The following is a 20,199-nucleotide window of genomic DNA, read 5'->3' on the forward strand; positions in this document are numbered from 1 at the left end:
CGACACTATTTAATCCCCTCACCCTTGATCCCTCTCCCCCACGCTGCGCGCGGGGAGAGGGGAAGCCGGTGAGCTCAATTAAATACCTGGGGAGTTACAGAAAAAATGCCAATTCCTACTATACTAGAATAAACCACTTAGAGGTTTCTACATTACAGTGGCTTATTTCTATTCCTATTTATACGCCTTATGGGTGTGCAATTTAGCATAATATAAGATTCTACTTATTTAATAAAATAAATATGGATGTAATTATAACTTTCATCTTTTGAAATGGAGCTTCATTATGGCGAATGAAAAACGTGAACAATCAGCATTAGTTGTACCTGAGAAATTGATTAATGAAGTCATACATATAATTGGAGATGATTCTCCAGAAGGCATTGCAAAACTTACTAATATAGAATTAGAGGCAAGAAAAAACTACAAGGGTCCATGGGGGTTTGGTTTGTTTTTGTCGTATACAACAAGAACTCGTGTATTTAAAGATAATAATGCTTACTCTAAAGAAATGAGAGAAGATTATGGCACTCGTCTAAAACGCTTCTTAGAGATAATTAGTGAGGGGAAATGGGAAAGTACCTCGTATAATTTCTATTTATTGGTTGCATTATTGAAAACTTGTAAAAAATATAAATCTTTACAAGGAGAGCCACTTTCTTTATTTGTTGAGCAACTTAAAGAAGAACTGTTTGAAAAGATTCCTATCGCAATTAAAGAATATGAGTCTAGCCAGAAAAATCAACTACAGCGCAAGAATGAGTTCGAATCTTTATGTAAAAATTCCGCGCAATTACGTAAACAATTAACCACATGTAATGAAGAGCAAAAGTTAAAATTAAAAGAGGTTCCAACAGTAAAAGCTATCGATAGTAAGCTCCTAAAAAAAATGAATTTTTTATTAACGTCTCAAGTTCAAACTCATGATAAGCCAGTACCGCTAAAATTAGCATCAGAACGCATTAATACAATGTCTTTTCTTCTGGTTCATTTATTTAATTCAAAAAGTCCTAAGGAAAGACCTAATATTTTGGCAAATACAACAAATCCTGATAAAGAGCAACAATTTGAAGAAGAAGAAAAAGAAACTTTTCTATCTAATATGAAGCTAGGGCAATGATATAGAAACAAGACATTTCTCTAATTTAACATCAAAAGCATCATGTCCGCCTGCGTTACTGAAAAGATGCACGTCATTATTATTTCGTGAACGCAAGCGAGCAGTTTGATTTTTAAAACCTGGAAAAGAGTTAAGAATGACGTTAAATGATAAACAATAGTCTCGGTTTGAGACAAAGTGCCAGAGGCTATATATTCTTATTAAAACCATTTGTTATCGGATAACGCCAATCCTTGCCAAAAGCCATAGAACTGATTTTAATTCCAGGTGAGGCTTGGCGACGTTTGTACTCGTTACGTTTTATTAAGTGAATGACTTTATTGACTTCTTGGACATCAAATCCTTGCTGAATAATTTCTTTTGCGCTTAAATTCTTTTCCATATAGGCCACAATAATTGCATCTAAGATTTCATAAGCAGGCAAGCTGTCCTGGTCGGTTTGATTTTCTCTTAATTCAGCTGAAGGTGCGCGCGTAATTACACGCTCAGGAATTATTTGGGCGAGCGTATTTCGATAACGCGCAAGTTGATAAACTTGAGTTTTTAACACATCTTTTAACACTGAAAATCCACCACACATGTCCCCATACAATGTCGTATAACCTACAGCCGATTCGCTTTTATTCGAAGTAGTGAGGACCATTTTCCCCGTTTTATTTGATATTGCCATCAGTAACAAACCACGAATTCGTGCTTGAATATTTTCTTCAGTTAAATCCGGTGCCAAGCCATGAAAAACGGGATCAAGTGTTGATATTAAGGTATTAAACGTAGGTTCAATAGATAAAATTGAGTGAGAAACTTTAAGGAGCTCTAATTCTTTAATCGCATCTTCATAACTCATATCAGCAGTATAACGTGAAGGCATTAATACCGCATGAACACGCTCGGCCCCTAAGGCATCAACGGCAATTGCCAAGGTTAAAGCGGAGTCAATACCTCCGGAAAGACCGAGCAATACTCCGGGAAATTTATTTTTATTTACATAATCTCTCATGCCACAAACCAAGGCTTGATAAAGTAATTCATCACCAGGTAATCGCGGCGTAACGATGCCGGTAAGTTTTGTTCCTGCCAATTCTACAGTACATAGATTTTCTGTAAATGCAGAGGCACGAGCACAAACAGTGCCCTGAGCATCAAGAGCAAAAGATTGCCCATCAAATAATAATTCATCCTGCCCGCCAACCTGATTGACATAAACAATAGCTGTACCTTTTTGAGCATAGGATTGTAACACGGCGACACGTTTTTGATATTTATTTACATCAAAAGGAGAAGCATTGAGATTTAATATGATTGCTGCATCATGAGCAAGCAAATCTTCAATAGGGCCGGGATACCAGGCATCTTCACAAATACAAATACCTACTTTGTAGTCTTTAATTTCAAGAATACAGGGATTTTTTTGTCCTGGGGTAAAATAGCGCATTTCATCAAAAACTTCATAATTAGGTAAATTTTGTTTGTGGTAAATCCTAACTACTTTTTTCTGATGCAGTATACTTACACTATTATAGAGTCGTTGTTGCTCCAAAGCAGGATGTCCAACAAGTACATAACAGTCTTTTGTTGTCGCTTGAATAAGCTTCATGTTATTAGCTATTGCTTGTTGAAATTCTTTGCGAAACAGTAAATCTTCAGGTGGATAGCCAGTTAATGCAAGTTCTGGAAAGACAATAACATCATGAGTTTCTTGGTTATTATGGATAATTTCAATGATTTGGTCGCGATTAACTTCTAAAGCACCCACTGTGGGATTTATTTGTGCCATTAGAATTTTAAGCTTATTTTGCATGATGTCTTGTTATCCTAAGCAATAAAGTGTTGTAAATTATTACAAAGTGGTACTAAATAAAAGTATAATTGTTAATTAATCGTGAAATTGCATAAAATAAATCTTTTTGTCCAGGTAAATTCAGTATTATGTTAAATGAAGCACTATCCAAAATGCCAGAAGCTTTTGAGGCAAAAATATTATTGCGTGGGCAAGAATATTTTGAACATGGGCATGTATTGAATATACGCTTTAGCGATGGTTTGCTCAAAGGGCGAGTAAAAGGAAGCTCTAGTCAGATTTATGATGTACATATGGATTTAAAAGCTTGGCCAGTAAAACGAGCCAGTTGTACTTGTCCTTATCAGTTAAATTGCAAACATGCGGCGGCGTGTTTATTTGCATTGCGCGATCGAGAATTAACCAATAATGTGACCCATTCTCCTGAACGTTTAGAGAGGCGCCTGGACACTTGGCTAAAAAATTTACGTGCCCAAGAAGCCACTGTTATTAAAATTCAAGAAGCCACTCATCATCTTACTTATCTTATTGAATTAAAAACTAACTATTATGAGCACAAAGTAATTATTCGTTTGGCTTTAGCAAAAGTACTTAAAAGAGGTGGTTATGGAAAGATGAAGCCCCTGAACACACTTTCTGAATCTAAAAAACAGCATTTCATTGGTGATGATAATGACCTGGTGGCGCAATTATTATTTAAATGTGGAGTTACTGGTTGGTTTGATTCTTTAAGTATACGCAATAGTGAGTTATTAGCACGGATTATTGCGACTGAACGTGCTTTTTTTGTCGATGATCAAGAAACAGCAATTCACATGGAAGATACTCATCATGCTGAGTGTCAATGGGTATTATCGCATAATGGTAATCAAAACTTATTATTAATACATAATGGCCAAGCAGTGCAGCCTTTATTGTTAGATGAAAGCTGGTATGTGGATTACCCCAATCGCACAATGGGTCATTTAAAAACTTCTTATCCCACAAAACAATTAGGGCATTTGCTTGAAGCGCCGCCTATCCCGCTAGAGCAAGCTCATTTATTTGCGCAAAAAATGGCACAAACCTGTCCAGAGTTTCCAGTACCTCAAGTCTTTGAACAACGCGAGACACGTATTTTAACACCAGTACCCATTGTTATTTTCGATACACTGAGTGAATATGATGATGATTTGGCCTGGTTGTACGAGGAAGAATTTCAAGGTTTATTCATTGCACGTGTTGCCTTTAATTATGAAGGTATAGTTGTTGCAAGTAGTGAAGAGGCAAATTTTGTAGTTGGACAAAATGAAGGGGTATTGATTCAATATCAACGTAATGAACAATTCGAAGCAACAAAACTGGCTGAAATTCATCAAATAATACCGCTAAAAAAGCCGGATGATTGGCAAAAAATACAATGGCGTGAATTGACGAAAGAAGCTTTTATTTTACATAAAGTAGCACAACCAGATGATTTAGATTTTCTCTACAAGCATGTTGTGCCTATGTTAAAAAAACAAGGCTGGGAGGTTAGGTTTGCCAGTTCAGTATATCAAGAAATAATTAGTGCTGATGATGTAGAATGGTATTCCGATTTACAGGAAGGAACTACAGATTTTTTCTCGTATCAATTAGGTATTTTGATTGAAGGAAAACCTGTGAGTATTGTGCCTTTAGTGGCTGATTTGATTCAACGTTATCGAGGTGATGATTTAGAGGCTCTGTCCGATGAAAAGCTAGTAACGCTTCCCTTAACTGATGGGTGTGCTTTACAATTGGAAATGGGGCGAATTAAGCCTTTAGTGCGTTTACTATTGCAATTTGGTATGCGGCATATTGATGCAGAACAGAATTTACAGATCAATAAATATCAGCTTATTCTAATGCAAGAAGCTGAATTAGCTATTGCTGCAACTAGAGCACGTTGGCAAGGTGCTGAAGAGTTACGAAGAGAACTAAAACAGTTAATTAAATCTACTGATATTCCTGAAATTGAAATTCCCAAAGGCTTACAAACACAGCTACGAGATTATCAGGGTTATGGACTGAATTGGTTGCAATTTTTACGCAGCAGCCGTTTTAGTGGTATCTTGGCAGATGATATGGGTTTGGGAAAAACTATTCAAACGTTAGCTCATTTACAATATGAGAAAGAGCAAGGGCGTTTAGACACTGCAACCTTGATTGTGGCACCTACAAGTTTGGTGGGTAACTGGGCAGCTGAGGCCCAGCGTTTTACTCCTGAGCTTAAGGTATTGGTTTATCATGGCAGCGAGCGCCATCAAGATAATTTTGATGATTATGATGTTGTGGTTTCCACTTATGGGTTGATTCATCGCGATAAAGAAAAATTTGTTAGTTATCCTTTTTATTACCTGATTTTAGATGAGGCGCAATTTATTAAAAACGCACGTACTAAAACTACTCAAATTATTCAACAATTGCGTGCTGAGCATCGTCTTTGCCTCACTGGAACGCCTTTAGAAAATCATTTAGGTGAGTTGTGGTCTTTATTCCACTTTTTAATGCCTGGTTTACTTGGTGATGCGAAGCAATTTAGACTGTGGTTTCGTACGCCTATAGAAAAATACGCAGATCTGGAACGCCGTGAAGTGTTAGCAAAACGAGTGAAACCTTTTATTTTAAGACGCACTAAAAACCAAGTAGCTAATGAATTACCACCAAAAACAGAAATGACACGCACCATTGAAATTGTGGGCCCACAGCGCGATTTATATGAAGCTATTCGTATGAGTATGGAGAAAAAAGTGCGTGATGCGATTGTAAAACAAGGATTGGGAAAAAGTCATATTATTATTCTCGATGCCTTATTAAAACTGCGCCAGATTTGTTGCGATCCTCGTCTTTTATCCTTACCAGAAGCAACCATTGCGCATGATAGTTCAGCTAAGTTAGAAACATTAATGGAGCTTTTGGATAATTTAGTAGAAGAAGGGCGACGTGTACTTGTTTTTTCACAATTTACGTCCATGCTACGGCTGATAGAAAATGAATTACAAGCACGTCATTATGAGTATTTAAAACTTACTGGCCAAACTCAAAATCGCCAGGCAATGGTGGATAAATTCCAGGAAGGGAATACTCCCGTGTTTTTAATTAGTTTGAAAGCAGGCGGCACCGGCTTAAATTTAACTAAAGCAGATACAGTCATTCATTATGACCCGTGGTGGAACCCTGCAGTTGAAGATCAAGCAACAGATAGAACGCATCGTATTGGTCAGGAAAATCCGGTATTTGTGTATCGTTTAATCACCTCAGGTACCGTTGAAGAAGCCATTTTAGGCATGCAAGAACGTAAACGGCAATTGGTTGATGGTATCTTGTCAGCCGATCCTGCAAAAGCAATGATTTTAAGCGAAGAAGATATCGAAAAGTTTTTTGTTCCTTTAGATTAAACTTAAGTCTTCGATAACATCAGGTTGTGACGAATTTACATACTTAATGAACGGTAATGCATCATTATGTGAGCGATTCCTGTGGTTTAATAGGCAAACGCTCACTTTTTCAACTAGGGTATTGGAGTTTGATTGTTTTCTTCTACAATTGAGCAATTTAGTGAAGTTAAAATCGAATCATATTCACTTTAATGATGTTTGGGCTAATGAGCATTGTGAATTTTTCTTGGCGGATAAGGCTTACGATATTGATAGTTTTCGACAAGCTCTAACAGAAGCCGGGACAAAGGCTGTTATTCCAAGTAAAAAGAACCGATTGAATCCAACCGTTCATGATCACCATATCTACAAAGAAAGAAATATTGTTGAACGATTTTTTCAAAAATAAAGCGATTTAGAAGGATTGCTACAAGATATGATAAAACAGCTAGAATGTACCTCACTGGTGTGATGTTTGTGAGTATACTATTGGCTTTAAAGTAGAGCCGTCATGATGGCGTCGAGAACCAATGGCGTTTGCTGAAAGATATCATGATTCCAAAAGCGCAACACATTAAACCCATGTGTCTTTAGCCAATCTGTCCGATTCGTATCGTAAATTTGATTGTCCATATGTTGACCACCGTCAAGCTCGATAATTAGTCGATTTTCAAGGCAAACAAAATCAACGATGTATTCTCCTATGGGTACTTGTCTCTTGAATTTAAATCCAAGTCTATTCGCTCGAAGATAGTACCATAAATGCCTCTCAGCATCCGTGCTGTTTTTCCTTAAATTGCGAGCTCGTTGCCTTAGCACAGATTTTTCCATTCCCTCTCCCCAACCCTCGTCCCGCGAAAAGCATCATCATACTACTCAAATTCCTAGCGCGGGAGAGGGGGCAATCGAAATAATTTGAAAAATCGGTGCTCAGATTCAGTCTGAGAAAACTATAATAAAACTTTGCGTTGCCTAGCAAAACTCAGTTTGTATTAATGTTATTACATTACAGTTAATTGTTTTTTAATTAAAAACTGGCATAGTTGTTAATCATGACTTAAGCTATTAAATAATTGTGACGAGGAGAAAATTATGAGTTTATGGAAAACGGCTTGTGGCTTAGCTTTTGCAGTATCTTTTGCTCAGGGTGCGATTGCTGCATCTCCGGTTGGTAATTGGACTACTATTGATGATAAAACCGGTCAAAAAAGAGCTGTTATTACTATTAGTGAAGCGGGTGGTGTTTTAAGTGGGGTGATTGATAAAGTATACCCACAACCAGGTGATACTGGAGTTTGTGAAAAATGCCCTGGCGGATTTAAAGGCAAAAAAATTCAAGGAATTCGCTTTTTATGGGGATTAAAAAGCGAAGGAAATAACGAGTGGAGTGGTGGCTCTATTCTTGATCCTAAATCAGGTAAAGTGTACAAAGCTAAAGTTACTTTAGATGGCAATAAACTTCATGTAAGAGGTTATGTTGGTATGTCTTTATTAGGCCGTACTCAAACTTGGGTTAGATAGTAATCCATCGTTCTCTCAATCCCTCTTTCATTCGTAAAGGGAGAGGGATTAGCAGATGACAAGCTTCTAAAAGATCATTACAATACCTTTTTGTTACAAAATCTCCTTGTGTATAGAACCATGCTCGATTTGAAAACTCCCAAGAAGAGTGTTGACCCATTAAAGCGCCCCCCCCACTCCATTGAAGCAGAACAAGCAATCATTGGTGGTTTGATGTTGGATAATCAAGTGTGGGATAAAGTCAGCATTAAATTATGTGAAGCTGATTTTTACCGAATTGAGCATCGTATCTTATTCCGGGCGATTGCTGCTTTATCTAAAAAAAATCAGCCTTTTGATGTAGTAACCTTGTTAGATACCTTAAAATCGCATAATGAATTAGATGATGCTGGGAGCGAGGCTTATTTATTTGAATTGGCCAATAATACACCCAGTGTGGCTAACGTTAGTGCTTATGCGGATATTGTACGTGAAAAATCAGTACAAAGACAGCTCATTGCTGTAGCAACTGAGATTGCTGATTCAGCATATAACCCCTTAGGTCGCGAGGTTCCTGAGTTATTAGATATAGCAGAAACCAAGGTGTTTGCAATTGGCGAACAAACTGGTAGTGATGGTGGTCCAGAAAGCATTAAGTCGATTTTAGTGCGTACTGTAGAAAAAATTGATACTTTATACCACAATGGGGATGCATTGACAGGTGTGGCAACTGGGTTAAGCGATTTAGATGAAATGACTTCAGGATTGCAACCTTCAGATCTGGTCATCGTTGCGGGTCGTCCTTCGATGGGTAAAACCACTTTAGTAATGAATATGGCTGAACATGTGGCCATTAACTCTAAAAAACCAGTAATCGTTTATTCGATGGAGATGCCTTCAGATTCGTTAGCAATGAGGATGATGTCTTCTTTAGGACGCATTGATCAGCATAAAATTAGAACGGGTAAATTAGATGACGATGATTGGCCGCGCGTTACTTCAGCGGTACATATGTTGTCCGAGGCTTCCTTATTTATTGATGATACACCGTCATTAAGTCCTGCGGAAATGCGGGCGCGTTCTCGTCGTGTTGCGAAAGAACATGGTTCTGTAGGCCTCATTGTAGTGGACTATTTGCAGCTGATGAAAGTTCCTGGATTTAATGCTGAAAATAGAACCGCAGAGATCTCAGAAATTTCACGCAGTCTTAAAGCACTAGCTAAAGAATTAAACACTCCAGTGATTGCTTTGTCGCAGCTAAATCGTAGTTTGGAACAACGCGCAGATAAACGCCCAGTGATGTCTGACTTAAGGGAATCAGGAGCAATTGAGCAAGATGCGGATTTGATTTGCTTTATTTATCGTGACGAAGTGTATCATGAAGACAGTCCAGATAAGGGCATTGCGGAAATTATTATCGCTAAGCAAAGAAATGGCCCCATTGGGAAAGTTCGTGTGGCTTTCTTGGGTAAATACACGCGCTTTGAAGACTTGGCATTTAACGGTTATCAAGGGGTAGAGTAGTGTCACGGCCTACCAAATTAATCATCGAACCGGGCGCTTTATTGCATAATTTGGCACAAATCAGGGGCTTTGCTCCTGGGAAAAAGATCATTACCATGGTCAAGGCCAATGCTTATGGCTGTGGATTACCTACAGTTATCCCTGCATTAGAAGGGCAGGTTGATGGCTTCGGGGTCGCATGTATTGAAGAGGCTATGGTGATCCGCAAATTAGGTAGCCGTACACCGTGTATTCTTTTCCAGGGAATATTTAGCCCTGATGAGTTAAAAATTGCTGTTCATCATGATTTAGCCTGTGTTCTCCACCAACAGCATCAGGTACAATGGCTTTTAAGTACCCCTTTAGCTAAACCAATAAAAATCTGGGTAAAAGTAAATACTGGCATGCATCGATTAGGATTTAAACCTCATGAGCTGCAGGTCATCATGGATTCTTTGCAAAATTGCCCCTGGGTTGATAAGAATATAGGCTTAATGACTCATTTTGCTTGTGCTGATGAACCAGAGCGTGATGAAAATTTACAGCAAATCTCTGTATTTGAACGTATTTCTGTAGAGGGTTTTGGTGAACGTAGTATGGCTAATTCAGCAGCGATTATTGCATTTCCGCAAACCCATGCCGATGTGGTAAGGCCCGGAATAATGCTTTATGGGGTTTCTCCCTTTGCTGATAAAACGGCCATTGATTTAGGTTTATTACCAGTGATGCGTTTTGTTTCGGCCATCAGTGCAATTCATAATAATCCGCCTTTTGCACAAGTAGGATATAGTGGTACTTGGTATAGTGATAAAGCGACACGTATTGGGATTGTTGCTGTGGGGTATGGTGATGGTTATCCTCGTCATATTGCAGCCAATACACCAGTGTGGATACAGGGGAAAGAAGTACCTATTGTAGGCCGTGTATCCATGGACATGCTCGCGGTTGATTTAACCGATCATTCTGAGGTTCAGCCAGGAGCTGCTGTAGAATTGTGGGGAGTTCATATTCTAGTTGAGCGTATTGCTCAAGCGGCTGGTACGTCTGCTTATGAACTTTTATGTCAAATTTCACAACGAGTACATGGTTTTAAGTGAATTAGAGCCAGCGATTAAAGCGTCGGAAGATGCTTGTTTTGTTTTATTTCCAAGTCTTCATCGAGAGGTGCCCGAAGTTCTGGTCGCTTTATTTCAACGATTAATGTGCTTGTTGGCAGTACACTTTGTTCTCTTGTTTCTTGTAGTATAGCTTTCTTAAGTGATTGCTGTGAATCCTCAGTGCCGCCTAGTCTTTTGAATATCTTGTGTGTTGAATCATCTTCAAGCGCTTGGACAATAGGGGTACTTTCTTGACGGGTTTGTTTTGCAAACCATTTGTCGTGAATTTTTTCCGCAATAAAATGTGCTGCAGAGAAAGCACCTGTGAGTGCAAAAGTTCCAAGCAGAATTCCTAAACCAACCGGTGGGAAGACCAAAGAGAGGGCAGCTCCGGTTACCGTGAGTGCTGCAAAAGCTATCTTAGCTCCACTTTTAACCGTATCCCTTAATTGCAATCCTTTTAATTTTTCTTCACATTCGCCTTTTGTCTTATATAACTTTGTCAAGGATTGCTTCTGCCCTTCGAATTCCTTGCGCAGATTTATCAGATGCTTTGGTTCTGGTTCGTCTTTTGATTGTTCTTGTTCCAGTTTTTGTATTTCTTGGGTTGTTTTTTCGATCGATTTGGATAATGACTCTATTTCAGTGGTCACTCTTTCAAGTTCCTTCCGAGTTTGATGACGTTGATACGCCATCTTTCCGAAAGTGAAGATACCCACGCCAAGCGCCAAAGAGGAAGAAGCCACCAGCAAAAAGGGAGCAATGGGTGGAATAGTCAATGACAGAATCGTTAAACTCAAGCCTACACCAGAATAAGCCCATTTTGCTCCCCTGGTTAATGTCAGTGGTTGTTTTTCTCCTCTGAGCCAAGCTGCGGCTATAATAATAGGTGCACGTATAAAATCGATTCCATTTAACACCGCTGTAAACGGAGTTGAGCCCGCAAATTGCGCTACGCCTTCGGAGGAATTCGAAGCCGTATGCAAAGATGTAACCATGCCTTTTGCCGCTGCTACAATAGGATTTTGCTCGAATAATTTCACTTCCACCGCCGTAGTGACGACCAGGTCTCCTGCTAATATGAACACTAACGGTTTCGGCAGATTGGCCAGTGCAGCTTTGCCTTTTTTTTCTGCTTTGGATCTTAAACGCTCCCAGCTATTTATTAAACCGCGAAGTAACGGGATCCTATCGATTCTCTGGTTGCTTTCGCGTTTTTGGGCTTCTTTTAGATCTGCAAGTGCCGAAGCTGCAGCATCAGCCGCTTCCTTAATTGCTGCTTTGCTTCGTACGTCGGCAACTGGTATTTCTTGGAGTGTGTTTGGTATTGGCATTTTAATCTTATATATAAAATAATCAGTTTATGTATAAATTATACTATAAGTTTTGTAATATGGCTTGGTATGATCAAGTGAGTTCATTGTGTTGCTAGAGAAGAGTTCTAAACTTTAAAATGAGCGGCAAACTTGATGTTATTAACCTGTATAACTCAATTAAGAGGTATGGATCCCACCAGAACCTGATGATAGAATGGGCAGGATTTCATAACCCTTATATTTGGTGATAATCATGAAAAAGTTAACTGTTGCTTCATTATCTTTATCTTTCTTGTTAGTCGGTTGCGCTAACGTGACTAATGAAGGTGTTGGCACCATTTCTGGTGGTGTTATTGGCGGATTACTCGGTAGCCAGTTTGGTGGTGGCTCTGGTAAAGTTGCGGCAGCAGCAGGTGGGGCTCTTATTGGGGCATTCTTAGGTGGCCAAATCGGTAAGAGTATGGACAAAGTAGATCGAATGGAAATGCAGCGTGCTTTAGAAACAGCACCAACAGGTAAAGCTGTAGTTTGGTCAAACCCGGATACCGGGTATCGTTATACTGTCCAGCCTGTAAGAACTTATTATCGTGATCGTCTACCTTGCCGTGAATATACAACGAGAGCGTGGATTGATGGTCGCACTGAACTAGTGCGTGGTAGTGCATGTCGTCAGCCAGATGGCTCTTGGCATGTAGTAAGCTAATTTACTACTTACACTATCTTGGGCATGGTGTATGTGAGATGTTACATTGCACTGTGTCCATGTTTTTTTAATTATCGAATGCTTTGATAATCCGAACGCTGGCGCGGATAAGGTAGCCAAAAAATAAAAACAATTGTACAATGTGGCCACAAGAGTCCTATTTTAGGATTTTATGTTTTTTACTAATAATAAGAAAAATAAAGGAGAGTTGAGGATGAAAGCCGGATCGTTTTGTAAATTAGGTCTGCTTGCTGCGAGTGTTGTGTTTGTAGCTGCTTGTTCTAAGGCACCTGGTAGTGCTGATGGTGTCGGTGTGAGTGAAGCAGGGGCTTCAGCTCAAGGCTTAGGACAATTCACTCATTTTGCCGGGCAAGAGCCAGGTGAGTCTTACACAACTAAGGCTCCTCATAATCAATTGTACTTATTTGCTTATGATGACAGTAATTTAAATCCTAAATATTTGCCATCAGTTAATGCTCAAGCTGAATACTTGAAATCACACGTTGGCGCCCGTGTTTTAATTGCTGGTCATACTGACGAGCGTGGCAGTCGTGAATACAACGTAGCGTTGGGTGAGCATCGTGCAAACACTGTAGCTGGTATTTTACGTATGGCGGGTGTCGGCAGACAGCAAATCCGTGTGGTAAGCTACGGCAAAGAGCGTCCAATTAACTTAGGACATGATGAAGCGTCACATGCACAAAATCGACGCGTAGAATTTACTTATGAGGCAACAAGATGATTCATTGCAAAAAACACATTATCGCTGCTGGGTTAATGTTAATACTCCCTCTAACCAGTTTGGCAGGGGCTCCTGTAGTTGATGAGAGTGATAATTTTGCAATGTATGATGGACAGCAGGTGCAAGAGCCTGCTTCCAATTCTAAATATGATGTAGCTCAAAACGATAGATATCCATCAGATCGCTATCAAGAGGATGATGGCTTAGCACTTGCCAGGGATGACAGCGCTTCAAATGGTGCAATAAGTGAAAGTGCTTCACTTATTGATAAAATTCAAAGCCTGCAGCAAGAAGTGCAAGAGCTTCGTGGTCAATTAGAAGTTCAAGCGCATGATTTGAAGTTACTGCAGCAACAACAAATTGCTTTTTATAAAGATTTGGATTCACGCTTAAGTGGAGGAACTGCAGCAAAAGCTGCTACTCCAGGTAAGCCTGCTATGGATCTTTCCGTAGGAGGAGCTAAAGAGCCTGCTTCTCGAAAAGCTGCTCCTGTTGCACAAAACAATAAAGTAATCTCAGTACCAACACCAACTCCTGTTTCCAAAGCAAACCCGGCTGATGAGCAAATAAGTTATTTAGCAGCGTATGAGTTGGTGAAAAATCGTCGTTATGATGATGCATTGAATGCAATGAATCAATTCGCACAAAAATATCCTGCAGGTGGATACACTGCGAATGCTCAATATTGGTTGGGTGAGTTGTATTTAGTGAAAAAAGAGTACGCAAGTGCGGTGGACCACTTTAATATTGTATTGCAGCAATTTCCTGCTTCAAGTAAATCTGCTGCCAGTATGCTGAAAGTAGGGTATGCTTATGCAGCAATGGGTAATAGGCAAGAGGCCCAAAAATATCTGCAACAAGTAGTAAGAGCATATCCTAATACACCTACAGCACAACTTGCGAGCTCAAAATTACAAACAATATAATATGAATATTTTGCAAACCCATTTATGCGTTAAGAGGACAACACCAATGTTGTCCTTTTTAGTTAAAATCACCTAGTTTTGGGGAATGACTACTTATTTAGTCATTAATTCCAAGGAGATACATTATGCACTGGGTTGCTCACGCCCCTGCTAATATTGCATTGATTAAATATATGGGTAAAAAGAATGAGAATTCTAATAGCCCGGACAATCCTTCGCTGTCATACACTTTAAATAATTTATTAAGTACTGTGAAACTGGAACAAATTAACGCTGAAGTTGACCGCTGGGAAGCTTTGCGCACGCCTAATGCAGCTGAGTTTGTTTTATCTGAAACTGGGGAAAAAAAGTTTCTTAATCATTTAGCACGTTTAAAACAACACTTTGGTTATGAAGGTAGATTTTTAGTTCAATCCTGTAATAATTTTCCGCACAGTAGTGGTATGGCAAGTTCTGCGTCAAGTTTTGCGGCATTAACACGTTGCGCAGTGTTTGCACTTTCGGAATTAACAGGTAAAGACATACCCACAATTACTGAGCAAGCGCTGATGAGTCGTTTAGGCTCAGGCTCTTCGTGCCGTTCATTTTTTTCTCCGTGGGCACTGTGGCGAGGAGATGAGGTATTTCCGGTTGATTTGCCCTATCCTGAATTGGCACACCAGGTAGTAGTGATTAGCAGTACAAGCAAGGCCGTTTCTTCGAGTGAAGCGCATAAACGTGTAAAAAACAGTGTTTATTATGAACATCGTGGCCAACGAGTTGAAGACAATTTAAATCAGTTATTAGCGGCATTTTACCAGCAGGATTGGGGAAGTGCCTATCAAATCTGCTGGCGTGAATTCCAGGATATGCATCAATTATTCAGCACTTGCATACAGCCTTTTTCTTATATTACCGAAAATACACTCGCTGTTTTAAAGAATCTGGAACAGTTTTGGGATAAAAAAGGGGATGGGCCCTTAGTGACTATGGATGCGGGGCCAAACATTCATTTATTATATCGTTCCGATCAAATTGACATGGCACGTGAATTTAAGCGTGATTATTTAGTAGGTAATTATGACGTTCTGTGATTTTGCAACAACGACTTATGGAAAATGGATTTTAGTAGGTGAACATGCCGTAGTCAGAGGGCATGCAGCGCTTGTTTTTCCTGTTAAAAATAAAAAATTAACTCTACGCTATAAGGCGAATTCACTTTCTTTGGGGGCAGATTATACGGGCAGTAGTGGGGCTGACATGCATTTATTGTTCTGGAGTGTTCTTGAACATGGTATGCATCTTTTGGGTATGTCGTTGAATCAATTAGGTGGGCATTTTCATTTAGACAGTACCATCCCTGTAGGAGTTGGGATGGGGGCTTCAGCTGCGCTTTGTGTAGCTATGAGTCGTTGGTTTGGTGCTCAACAGATGATAGAAAAAAGTCAGTGTAATGTATTTGCTAAAGAGTTAGAGCATTTATTTCATGGTAAAAGTAGCGGTTTAGATGTGGCTGGAGTAGCTGCAGAAGGAGGCATTTATTTTAAGGGAGGAGAAGCACAGCCAATAAAGCAGACGTTTAAACCACTGTGTTATTTGTCTTCTTGCAATCAAATTGGCATTACTTCTCATTGCATTCAACAAGTGCAAAGTTTATGGGAAAAAAATCCAGTATTAGCACAACAGTTGGATCAACAAATGATTGCGTCTGTTGATGAAGCTAAGATTGCTTTGGAGGAAGGTAGTGCAGATGCGATGTTTTATTTGGCAAAAGCTATTAATAAAGCCGCAGATTGTTTTGTACAATGGGGTTTAGTGAGTGAAAGTCTGCAACAGCATATGAATCGATTACTTGCTGAAGGAGCTATTGCGGTGAAGCCAACTGGTTCTGGGGGAGGAGGATTTGTTTTAAGTCTTTGGAATAAACAACCCCCTTTAGATTTAGAATTATTACCGGTTTAATGAAATTATAAAATACTTGCCGCAGATATTGCTCCTTATTGTAATAAGGTAATACAATCAGTTAATGGATAATTTAATAAGCTAAACTTATGCGCCCAGTGTTTATTATTCTCATCATTGCTTTAGCTTTTTTACAGCATAAATTGTGGCTGGGTGATGGTAATATCATTCAATGGATTTCCCTGAAAGAAAAACTGGCAGAGCACGAGCAAGAAAATGAGCAGCTCGTTGTGCGCAATAAGGCACTTGAGGCGGATATTAAAGAGCTAAAAAGTGGAGATCAATCTTTAGAAGAGCAGGCACGTTTTGAGCTGGGTATGATTAAGCCGAATGAAGTATATTATCAGTTTGTTGATTAGGGTCTGTTGCCGGTATTGGCTATGCTTCATCAAAAATGTCGACGCAAAATATTTAGTTCCTCATCCAAGCGTTCAATTTTTTCCAATAACTCAATTGCTAAAACAACCCCAGGCAAATTAATACGTAAATCCCTATGCAAACGAAACGCCGATTCAATACGGTGTAATTCTTTTTGATTGAATTTAAGATGCTTGAGATCCGTAGATTGATTGGAAAATAAGCCATGCTCCATCATCTCTTCGAGCAATTTCTCTGGGATGTTATATTTATCACAAACCTCAGTATAGGAAATAGTTTTTGAATCTTCAATAAGCACGCCGATTAATACATTGTTTTTGCTCATGCTTACGCTCCCATAGTCTTACGTGGATTAAAAGGGATAATTTCCGCCATTTTCTGGTAAAGCTTTTTCGCATCTTCAGTAGTGGCTGGTGGAGTAATAATTTTTAGCAAAATATATTGATCTCCCGGAGTCTTCCCAGGTAAACCGCGATGCTTCAATCTTAGTTTTTGTCCCCCTTGTGAGCCTGGAGGAATTTTCAAGTCAATTTTTCCTCCCAAGGTGGGGACTGTAATTGTAGCTCCTAAAGCAACCTCCCAAGGAGTGACTGGCAGTGTAAGGTAAATATCATGACCCATGACATCATAAAGAGGATGTTTCTCAACATTAATGGTAATGTACACATCACCACGAGGCCCACCATGATAACCGGGAGCACCTTGTCCAGCTAGACGAATTTGTTGACCTGATGTGATACCGGCGGGAATTTTTACCTTTAAGGTTTGCATCGTAATCTCTTCACCTTTCTCTACTGGAATTTGGATACTTCTTACGGTTTCACGAAAGGTATCTTCAAGGCTTATTGTAATTTTTCCCTGATAATCTTGTCCTGCCATTGGCTGCTGTTGGTAGCGCGAATGGCCAAAGATGGATTCAAAAAAATCCTCGTTAAATTGAGTTTTCTGATTTTGGAAAGGGCCCTGATGGTTACTATGCCTACTGTACTGATGTTGTTGCTGTTGCGAAGTTGCTCCATATTTGCGATAGTTATCGTATTGTGCCCGTTTGATAGGGTCTTTTAAGACTTCGTATGCTTCTCCCATCTCTTTAAAGCGCTCTTCAGCGTTAGGTTCTTTATTGAGATCGGGATGGTATTTGCGCGCCAAGCGGCGATAAGCCAATTTAATGTCTTTCTCGGTAGCATCCTCACTTAATCCCATAATTTTATAATAGTCTTTATCCATGTCATGCTCTCAATTGTATGCTTTTATTAGATCTCTTGCCTAACCAGCATCTTTTGCTTTATTGCTCGTTGCAAGCGTTTCTTCGGTGCTCATTTACTTTATGTAAACTCCGCTCTTCGAAACGCTTGCGCCTTGCCCTAAAGTAAAATCCACTGGTTAGGCAAGAGATCTATTTTTGTAATACGTATTTTCCAGGTGCATCGGGTAATTTTTTATTAAGCGTTGGTGGTTTTATCATACGATGACTTGAATGTTTTATTAGCCATTTATGCCAGGCAATCCACCAGGAGCCTTCTTTGGATTCTGCTTCTTCTAGCCAGGTCATGGGAGAAAGATAAGAAGAATCTTTTTTTCGTTCGCGAATAAAATAACTGCGTCCTGGATGCCCTGGTTCACTGACAATCCCCGCATTATGCCCACCATTCGTTAAAACAAAGGTGATGTCACTGTTAATTAATAGATGGGTTTTATAAACAGATTTCCAAGGGGCCACGTGGTCTTTCTCTGTGCTGACTACAAACGAAGGTAATTGAATGTTTTCTGCAACAATATGCTCACCTTCAACAGCAAAACGTCCTTCAGCAAAATCATTATTTAGAAATAATTTCTCTAAATATTCGCTGTGCATTTTATAGGGCATGCGAGTGGCATCAGCGTTCCAAGCAAGTAATGCAATCATCCCACGCTGAGTGCCATGCATGTAATCTTGAACCATTTTTGACCATATAAGATCATAAGAACGTAGCATTTGGAATGAACCTGCCATTTGTTTGGTATCCAAATAACCTTGATCCCACATCATGCTTTTTAAGAAAGAAACCTCACTTTTGGTAATAAACAAAAGTAACTCGCCAGCTTCTGTGAAATCCCCTTGAGCAGCAAGCAGGCTTAAGGTTTTTATGCGATGATCTTTATTTTTAGCCAGGGCAGCAGCGGTAATCATCGCTAAGGTGCCACCAAGGCAGTAACCCATTAAATGAATTTTACTCTTAGGTCTGACTTTAGATACGGCATCAATTGCCACCATAGCTCCCATGCGGTAATAATCATCCAGACTAAGATTTCTATCCTTGGAGTCTGGGTTTAGCCAGGAAACGATAAACACAGTATGCCCTTGTTTTGTTAACCAATTGACTAACGAATTTTGAGGTAGTAAGTCGAGAATATAATATTTCATGATCCAGGCAGGCAATATCAGGATAGGTTCTTTATACACTGTTGATGTTTGCGTATCATATTGAATCAGCTCAATTAAATGGTTCTTATAGATGATTTTACCTTTGGTAATTGCTACTTGTTTACCCGGTATAAAATTTTCAATACCAGCAGGAGGAGAACCGGTTAATTTTTCGAGCATGTCTTGTACTGCTAATTCGGTTCCACGAATTAAATTTTGTCCACCAGAGCGTATGGTTTCTTGAAATAGATCAGGATTGCTTAACACAAAATTAGAAGGAGACATGGCATCCAGAAATTGGCGCATTCGGAAGGAAACAATGCGTTGAACAGGAACAGAGAGTCCTGGAATTTCACAAGTTGCTGTTAAACACCAGCGCTCCATTTGTAAGAATTGCTCTGCCCATAATCGCCAAGGATAGATACGCCAATTGTCCGTATGAAAACGCACGTCATTCCCATTTGCTGGCTTTTCATACTGAGTAAGATTATTGAGATGATTATTAAAATCTAATAATGGATGTAAGCTTAATTTTAATAGAGTGCCAGGTGCTTGCAGTAGTTGTGCACCCCAGGAAAAATAGGATGTTCCCAATGAGGCAGGACTGACACTGGCCGTGAATTTTCCTAAATGAGCTTGATAAGTTTTATTGATATAGTCAAAAATATCCTCAGGATCATAGGGATCATTATCTTTACACTGTGATAATGATGAGGTAATTTGTTCTTGTATTTTAAACGATGATTTCTTTTTTTTGGCAGGAACAGTCTTAGCCATCCTTTTCATGGTTCTGCCTCATTGTAATTGATTTCATAGAAATAAGTATAGCAGTAGTATTTATTTCTAGGGGGTTGCAAATATTTCTACTATAATGGCGCCCGACTTTTTTATTCTAAATTTTGGAGCTTTTTCTCATGCAAAAATACCTGTTTAATGTATTGATTGCTGGTTTTTTCTTATTATTAGTAGGGTGCTATTCCAATCCTTCTAATCCATCTGGCCCATCCAATCCATTTTTTCCTGCTCCTTTTGCAAATCCAGCATTTGGTGGGCAACAAATGACTCTAGCGCAAGCAGTGCAAGAAGCGTTAATGAGTAATGATGAGCTGGCTGTAGCACCTATCCGTGTTGAGACGCGGCAAAATATTGTGGTTCTAAGTGGTTATGTGAAAAAAATTCGTCAAAGTGATACAGCGGAACAAATTGCCCGTCAAGTTCCTGGAGTGCAATCTGTAGAAAATCGAATTATTGTTCGTCCATAAATAAAGAATATACGAGCTCATTTTAAAAGGTGTAACTCCCCAGGTATTTAATTGAGCTCACCGGGCTTCCCCTCTCTACCGCGCGCAGCGTGGGGGAGAGGGATCAAGGGTGAGGGGGATTAAATAGTGTCG

General features: G+C 39.4%; 20 protein-coding genes. 14 read left to right on the forward strand and 6 right to left on the reverse strand.

The window, feature by feature from the left end:
* Positions 1-206: hypothetical protein (locus QM652_RS10745; RefSeq protein ID WP_415075629.1), on the forward strand; the 206-nt coding region annotated here is incomplete at its 5' end.
* Positions 207-286: 80 nt separating this feature from the next.
* A complete protein-coding gene (locus QM652_RS10750; RefSeq protein WP_415075631.1) occupies positions 287-1,120 on the forward strand; it encodes a hypothetical protein in 834 nt (277 codons plus the stop codon).
* A gap of 187 nt (positions 1,121-1,307) precedes the next feature.
* Here QM652_RS10750 and QM652_RS10755 read toward each other — a convergent pair whose 3' ends face one another.
* A complete protein-coding gene (locus QM652_RS10755; RefSeq protein ID WP_415075633.1) occupies positions 1,308-2,918 on the reverse strand; it encodes an NAD+ synthase in 1,611 nt (536 codons plus the stop codon).
* 128 nt (positions 2,919-3,046) lie between these two features.
* Here QM652_RS10755 and QM652_RS10760 point away from each other — a divergent pair, with 128 nt between their 5' ends.
* Together QM652_RS10760 and QM652_RS10765 are read left to right on the forward strand one after the other, a co-directional pair.
* Positions 3,047-6,316, forward strand: coding sequence for an SNF2-related protein (locus tag QM652_RS10760; protein WP_415075635.1), 3,270 nt, complete (start codon positions 3,047-3,049; stop codon positions 6,314-6,316).
* A 160-nt stretch (positions 6,317-6,476) separates the two neighbouring features.
* A complete protein-coding gene (locus tag QM652_RS10765) occupies positions 6,477-6,704 on the forward strand; it encodes a hypothetical protein (protein ID WP_415075637.1) in 228 nt (75 codons plus the stop codon).
* A gap of 86 nt (positions 6,705-6,790) precedes the next feature.
* Here QM652_RS10765 and QM652_RS10770 read toward each other — a convergent pair whose 3' ends face one another.
* Positions 6,791-7,126 carry an endonuclease domain-containing protein gene (locus QM652_RS10770; RefSeq protein WP_415075639.1) on the reverse strand — a complete coding sequence of 112 codons (336 nt, stop codon included), beginning with the start codon at positions 7,124-7,126 and terminating at the stop codon, positions 6,791-6,793.
* A gap of 261 nt (positions 7,127-7,387) precedes the next feature.
* Between QM652_RS10770 and QM652_RS10775 the strand changes: the two genes are divergently transcribed.
* The 3 genes from QM652_RS10775 to alr all read left to right on the forward strand — a co-directional run bounded on the left by QM652_RS10775 (position 7,388) and on the right by alr (position 10,395).
* Positions 7,388-7,816 carry a DUF2147 domain-containing protein gene (locus QM652_RS10775; RefSeq protein ID WP_415075641.1) on the forward strand — a complete coding sequence of 143 codons (429 nt, stop codon included), beginning with the start codon at positions 7,388-7,390 and terminating at the stop codon, positions 7,814-7,816.
* Positions 7,817-7,936: 120 nt separating this feature from the next.
* Positions 7,937-9,319, forward strand: a complete 1,383-nt coding sequence (dnaB, locus tag QM652_RS10780) for a replicative DNA helicase (RefSeq protein ID WP_415075643.1) — start codon at positions 7,937-7,939, stop codon at positions 9,317-9,319.
* Positions 9,319-10,395, forward strand: coding sequence for an alanine racemase (gene alr, locus QM652_RS10785; RefSeq protein ID WP_415075645.1), 1,077 nt, complete (start codon positions 9,319-9,321; stop codon positions 10,393-10,395). Before dnaB ends, alr begins: the two co-directional genes overlap by 1 nt.
* Before the next feature lie 14 nt (positions 10,396-10,409).
* On the opposite strand, the gene QM652_RS10790 is transcribed toward alr, so the two are convergent.
* Complete coding sequence (locus tag QM652_RS10790; RefSeq protein WP_415075647.1) at positions 10,410-11,729, reverse strand: hypothetical protein; 1,320 nt, start codon at positions 11,727-11,729, stop codon at positions 10,410-10,412.
* 235 nt (positions 11,730-11,964) lie between these two features.
* Here QM652_RS10790 and QM652_RS10795 point away from each other — a divergent pair, with 235 nt between their 5' ends.
* The 6 genes from QM652_RS10795 (at position 11,965) to ftsB (ending at position 16,382) form a co-directional block, all read left to right on the forward strand.
* On the forward strand, positions 11,965-12,414 hold the full coding sequence (locus QM652_RS10795) for an RT0821/Lpp0805 family surface protein (RefSeq protein WP_415075649.1): 450 nt from the start codon (positions 11,965-11,967) through the stop codon (positions 12,412-12,414).
* A 214-nt stretch (positions 12,415-12,628) separates the two neighbouring features.
* On the forward strand, positions 12,629-13,156 hold the full coding sequence (gene pal, locus QM652_RS10800) for a peptidoglycan-associated lipoprotein Pal (protein WP_415075651.1): 528 nt from the start codon (positions 12,629-12,631) through the stop codon (positions 13,154-13,156).
* Entirely contained in the window at positions 13,153-14,082 is a 930-nt protein-coding gene (gene ybgF, locus QM652_RS10805) for a tol-pal system protein YbgF (protein WP_415075653.1), read from the forward strand. Before pal ends, ybgF begins: the two co-directional genes overlap by 4 nt.
* Positions 14,083-14,207: 125 nt before the next feature.
* Positions 14,208-15,155, forward strand: coding sequence for a diphosphomevalonate decarboxylase (locus QM652_RS10810; protein ID WP_415075655.1), 948 nt, complete (start codon positions 14,208-14,210; stop codon positions 15,153-15,155).
* Positions 15,142-16,023: a mevalonate kinase gene (locus QM652_RS10815; RefSeq protein WP_415075657.1), complete on the forward strand. Its 882-nt coding sequence runs from the start codon at positions 15,142-15,144 to the stop codon at positions 16,021-16,023. The genes QM652_RS10810 and QM652_RS10815 overlap by 14 nt, the downstream gene beginning before the upstream one ends.
* An 89-nt stretch (positions 16,024-16,112) precedes the next feature.
* Positions 16,113-16,382: a cell division protein FtsB gene (gene ftsB, locus QM652_RS10820; protein WP_415075659.1), complete on the forward strand. Its 270-nt coding sequence runs from the start codon at positions 16,113-16,115 to the stop codon at positions 16,380-16,382.
* A gap of 29 nt (positions 16,383-16,411) precedes the next feature.
* Here the strand turns inward: ftsB and QM652_RS10825 are convergent, their stop codons facing one another.
* The 3 genes from QM652_RS10825 to QM652_RS10835 all read right to left on the reverse strand — a co-directional run bounded on the left by QM652_RS10825 (position 16,412) and on the right by QM652_RS10835 (position 19,591).
* On the reverse strand, positions 16,412-16,726 hold the full coding sequence (locus QM652_RS10825; protein WP_415075661.1) for a chaperone modulator CbpM: 315 nt from the start codon (positions 16,724-16,726) through the stop codon (positions 16,412-16,414).
* 2 nt (positions 16,727-16,728) lie between these two features.
* Positions 16,729-17,628, reverse strand: a complete 900-nt coding sequence (locus QM652_RS10830) for a DnaJ C-terminal domain-containing protein (protein ID WP_415075663.1) — start codon at positions 17,626-17,628, stop codon at positions 16,729-16,731.
* A 169-nt stretch (positions 17,629-17,797) separates the two neighbouring features.
* Positions 17,798-19,591 carry a PHA/PHB synthase family protein gene (locus QM652_RS10835; protein ID WP_415075665.1) on the reverse strand — a complete coding sequence of 598 codons (1,794 nt, stop codon included), beginning with the start codon at positions 19,589-19,591 and terminating at the stop codon, positions 17,798-17,800.
* A gap of 128 nt (positions 19,592-19,719) precedes the next feature.
* Between QM652_RS10835 and QM652_RS10840 the strand changes: the two genes are divergently transcribed.
* Positions 19,720-20,067 (forward strand): BON domain-containing protein, encoded by a 348-nt coding sequence (locus tag QM652_RS10840; protein ID WP_415075667.1) that lies wholly within the window; start codon positions 19,720-19,722, stop codon positions 20,065-20,067.
* Positions 20,068-20,199 lie beyond the last annotated feature (132 nt).

The organism is Legionella sp., assembly GCF_047605385.1.
Lineage (GTDB): Bacteria > Pseudomonadota > Gammaproteobacteria > Legionellales > Legionellaceae > Legionella.

Coding starts and splice junctions, on each gene's coding strand:
- QM652_RS10750 (WP_415075631.1), top strand. CDS start 287: ATGGCGAATGAAAAACGTGAACAATCAGCATTAGTTGTACCTGAGAAA.
- QM652_RS10770 (WP_415075639.1), bottom strand. CDS start 7,126: ATGGAAAAATCTGTGCTAAGGCAACGAGCTCGCAATTTAAGGAAAAAC.
- ftsB (WP_415075659.1), top strand. CDS start 16,113: ATGCGCCCAGTGTTTATTATTCTCATCATTGCTTTAGCTTTTTTACAG.
- QM652_RS10840 (WP_415075667.1), top strand. CDS start 19,720: ATGCAAAAATACCTGTTTAATGTATTGATTGCTGGTTTTTTCTTATTA.
- QM652_RS10790 (WP_415075647.1), bottom strand. CDS start 11,729: ATGCCAATACCAAACACACTCCAAGAAATACCAGTTGCCGACGTACGA.
- dnaB (WP_415075643.1), top strand. CDS start 7,937: ATGCTCGATTTGAAAACTCCCAAGAAGAGTGTTGACCCATTAAAGCGC.
- QM652_RS10760 (WP_415075635.1), top strand. CDS start 3,047: ATGTTAAATGAAGCACTATCCAAAATGCCAGAAGCTTTTGAGGCAAAA.
- pal (WP_415075651.1), top strand. CDS start 12,629: ATGAAAGCCGGATCGTTTTGTAAATTAGGTCTGCTTGCTGCGAGTGTT.
- QM652_RS10835 (WP_415075665.1), bottom strand. CDS start 19,591: ATGAAAAGGATGGCTAAGACTGTTCCTGCCAAAAAAAAGAAATCATCG.
- QM652_RS10775 (WP_415075641.1), top strand. CDS start 7,388: ATGAGTTTATGGAAAACGGCTTGTGGCTTAGCTTTTGCAGTATCTTTT.
- QM652_RS10830 (WP_415075663.1), bottom strand. CDS start 17,628: ATGGATAAAGACTATTATAAAATTATGGGATTAAGTGAGGATGCTACC.
- ybgF (WP_415075653.1), top strand. CDS start 13,153: ATGATTCATTGCAAAAAACACATTATCGCTGCTGGGTTAATGTTAATA.
- QM652_RS10810 (WP_415075655.1), top strand. CDS start 14,208: ATGCACTGGGTTGCTCACGCCCCTGCTAATATTGCATTGATTAAATAT.
- QM652_RS10825 (WP_415075661.1), bottom strand. CDS start 16,726: ATGAGCAAAAACAATGTATTAATCGGCGTGCTTATTGAAGATTCAAAA.
- QM652_RS10755 (WP_415075633.1), bottom strand. CDS start 2,918: ATGCAAAATAAGCTTAAAATTCTAATGGCACAAATAAATCCCACAGTG.
- QM652_RS10815 (WP_415075657.1), top strand. CDS start 15,142: ATGACGTTCTGTGATTTTGCAACAACGACTTATGGAAAATGGATTTTA.
- QM652_RS10795 (WP_415075649.1), top strand. CDS start 11,965: ATGAAAAAGTTAACTGTTGCTTCATTATCTTTATCTTTCTTGTTAGTC.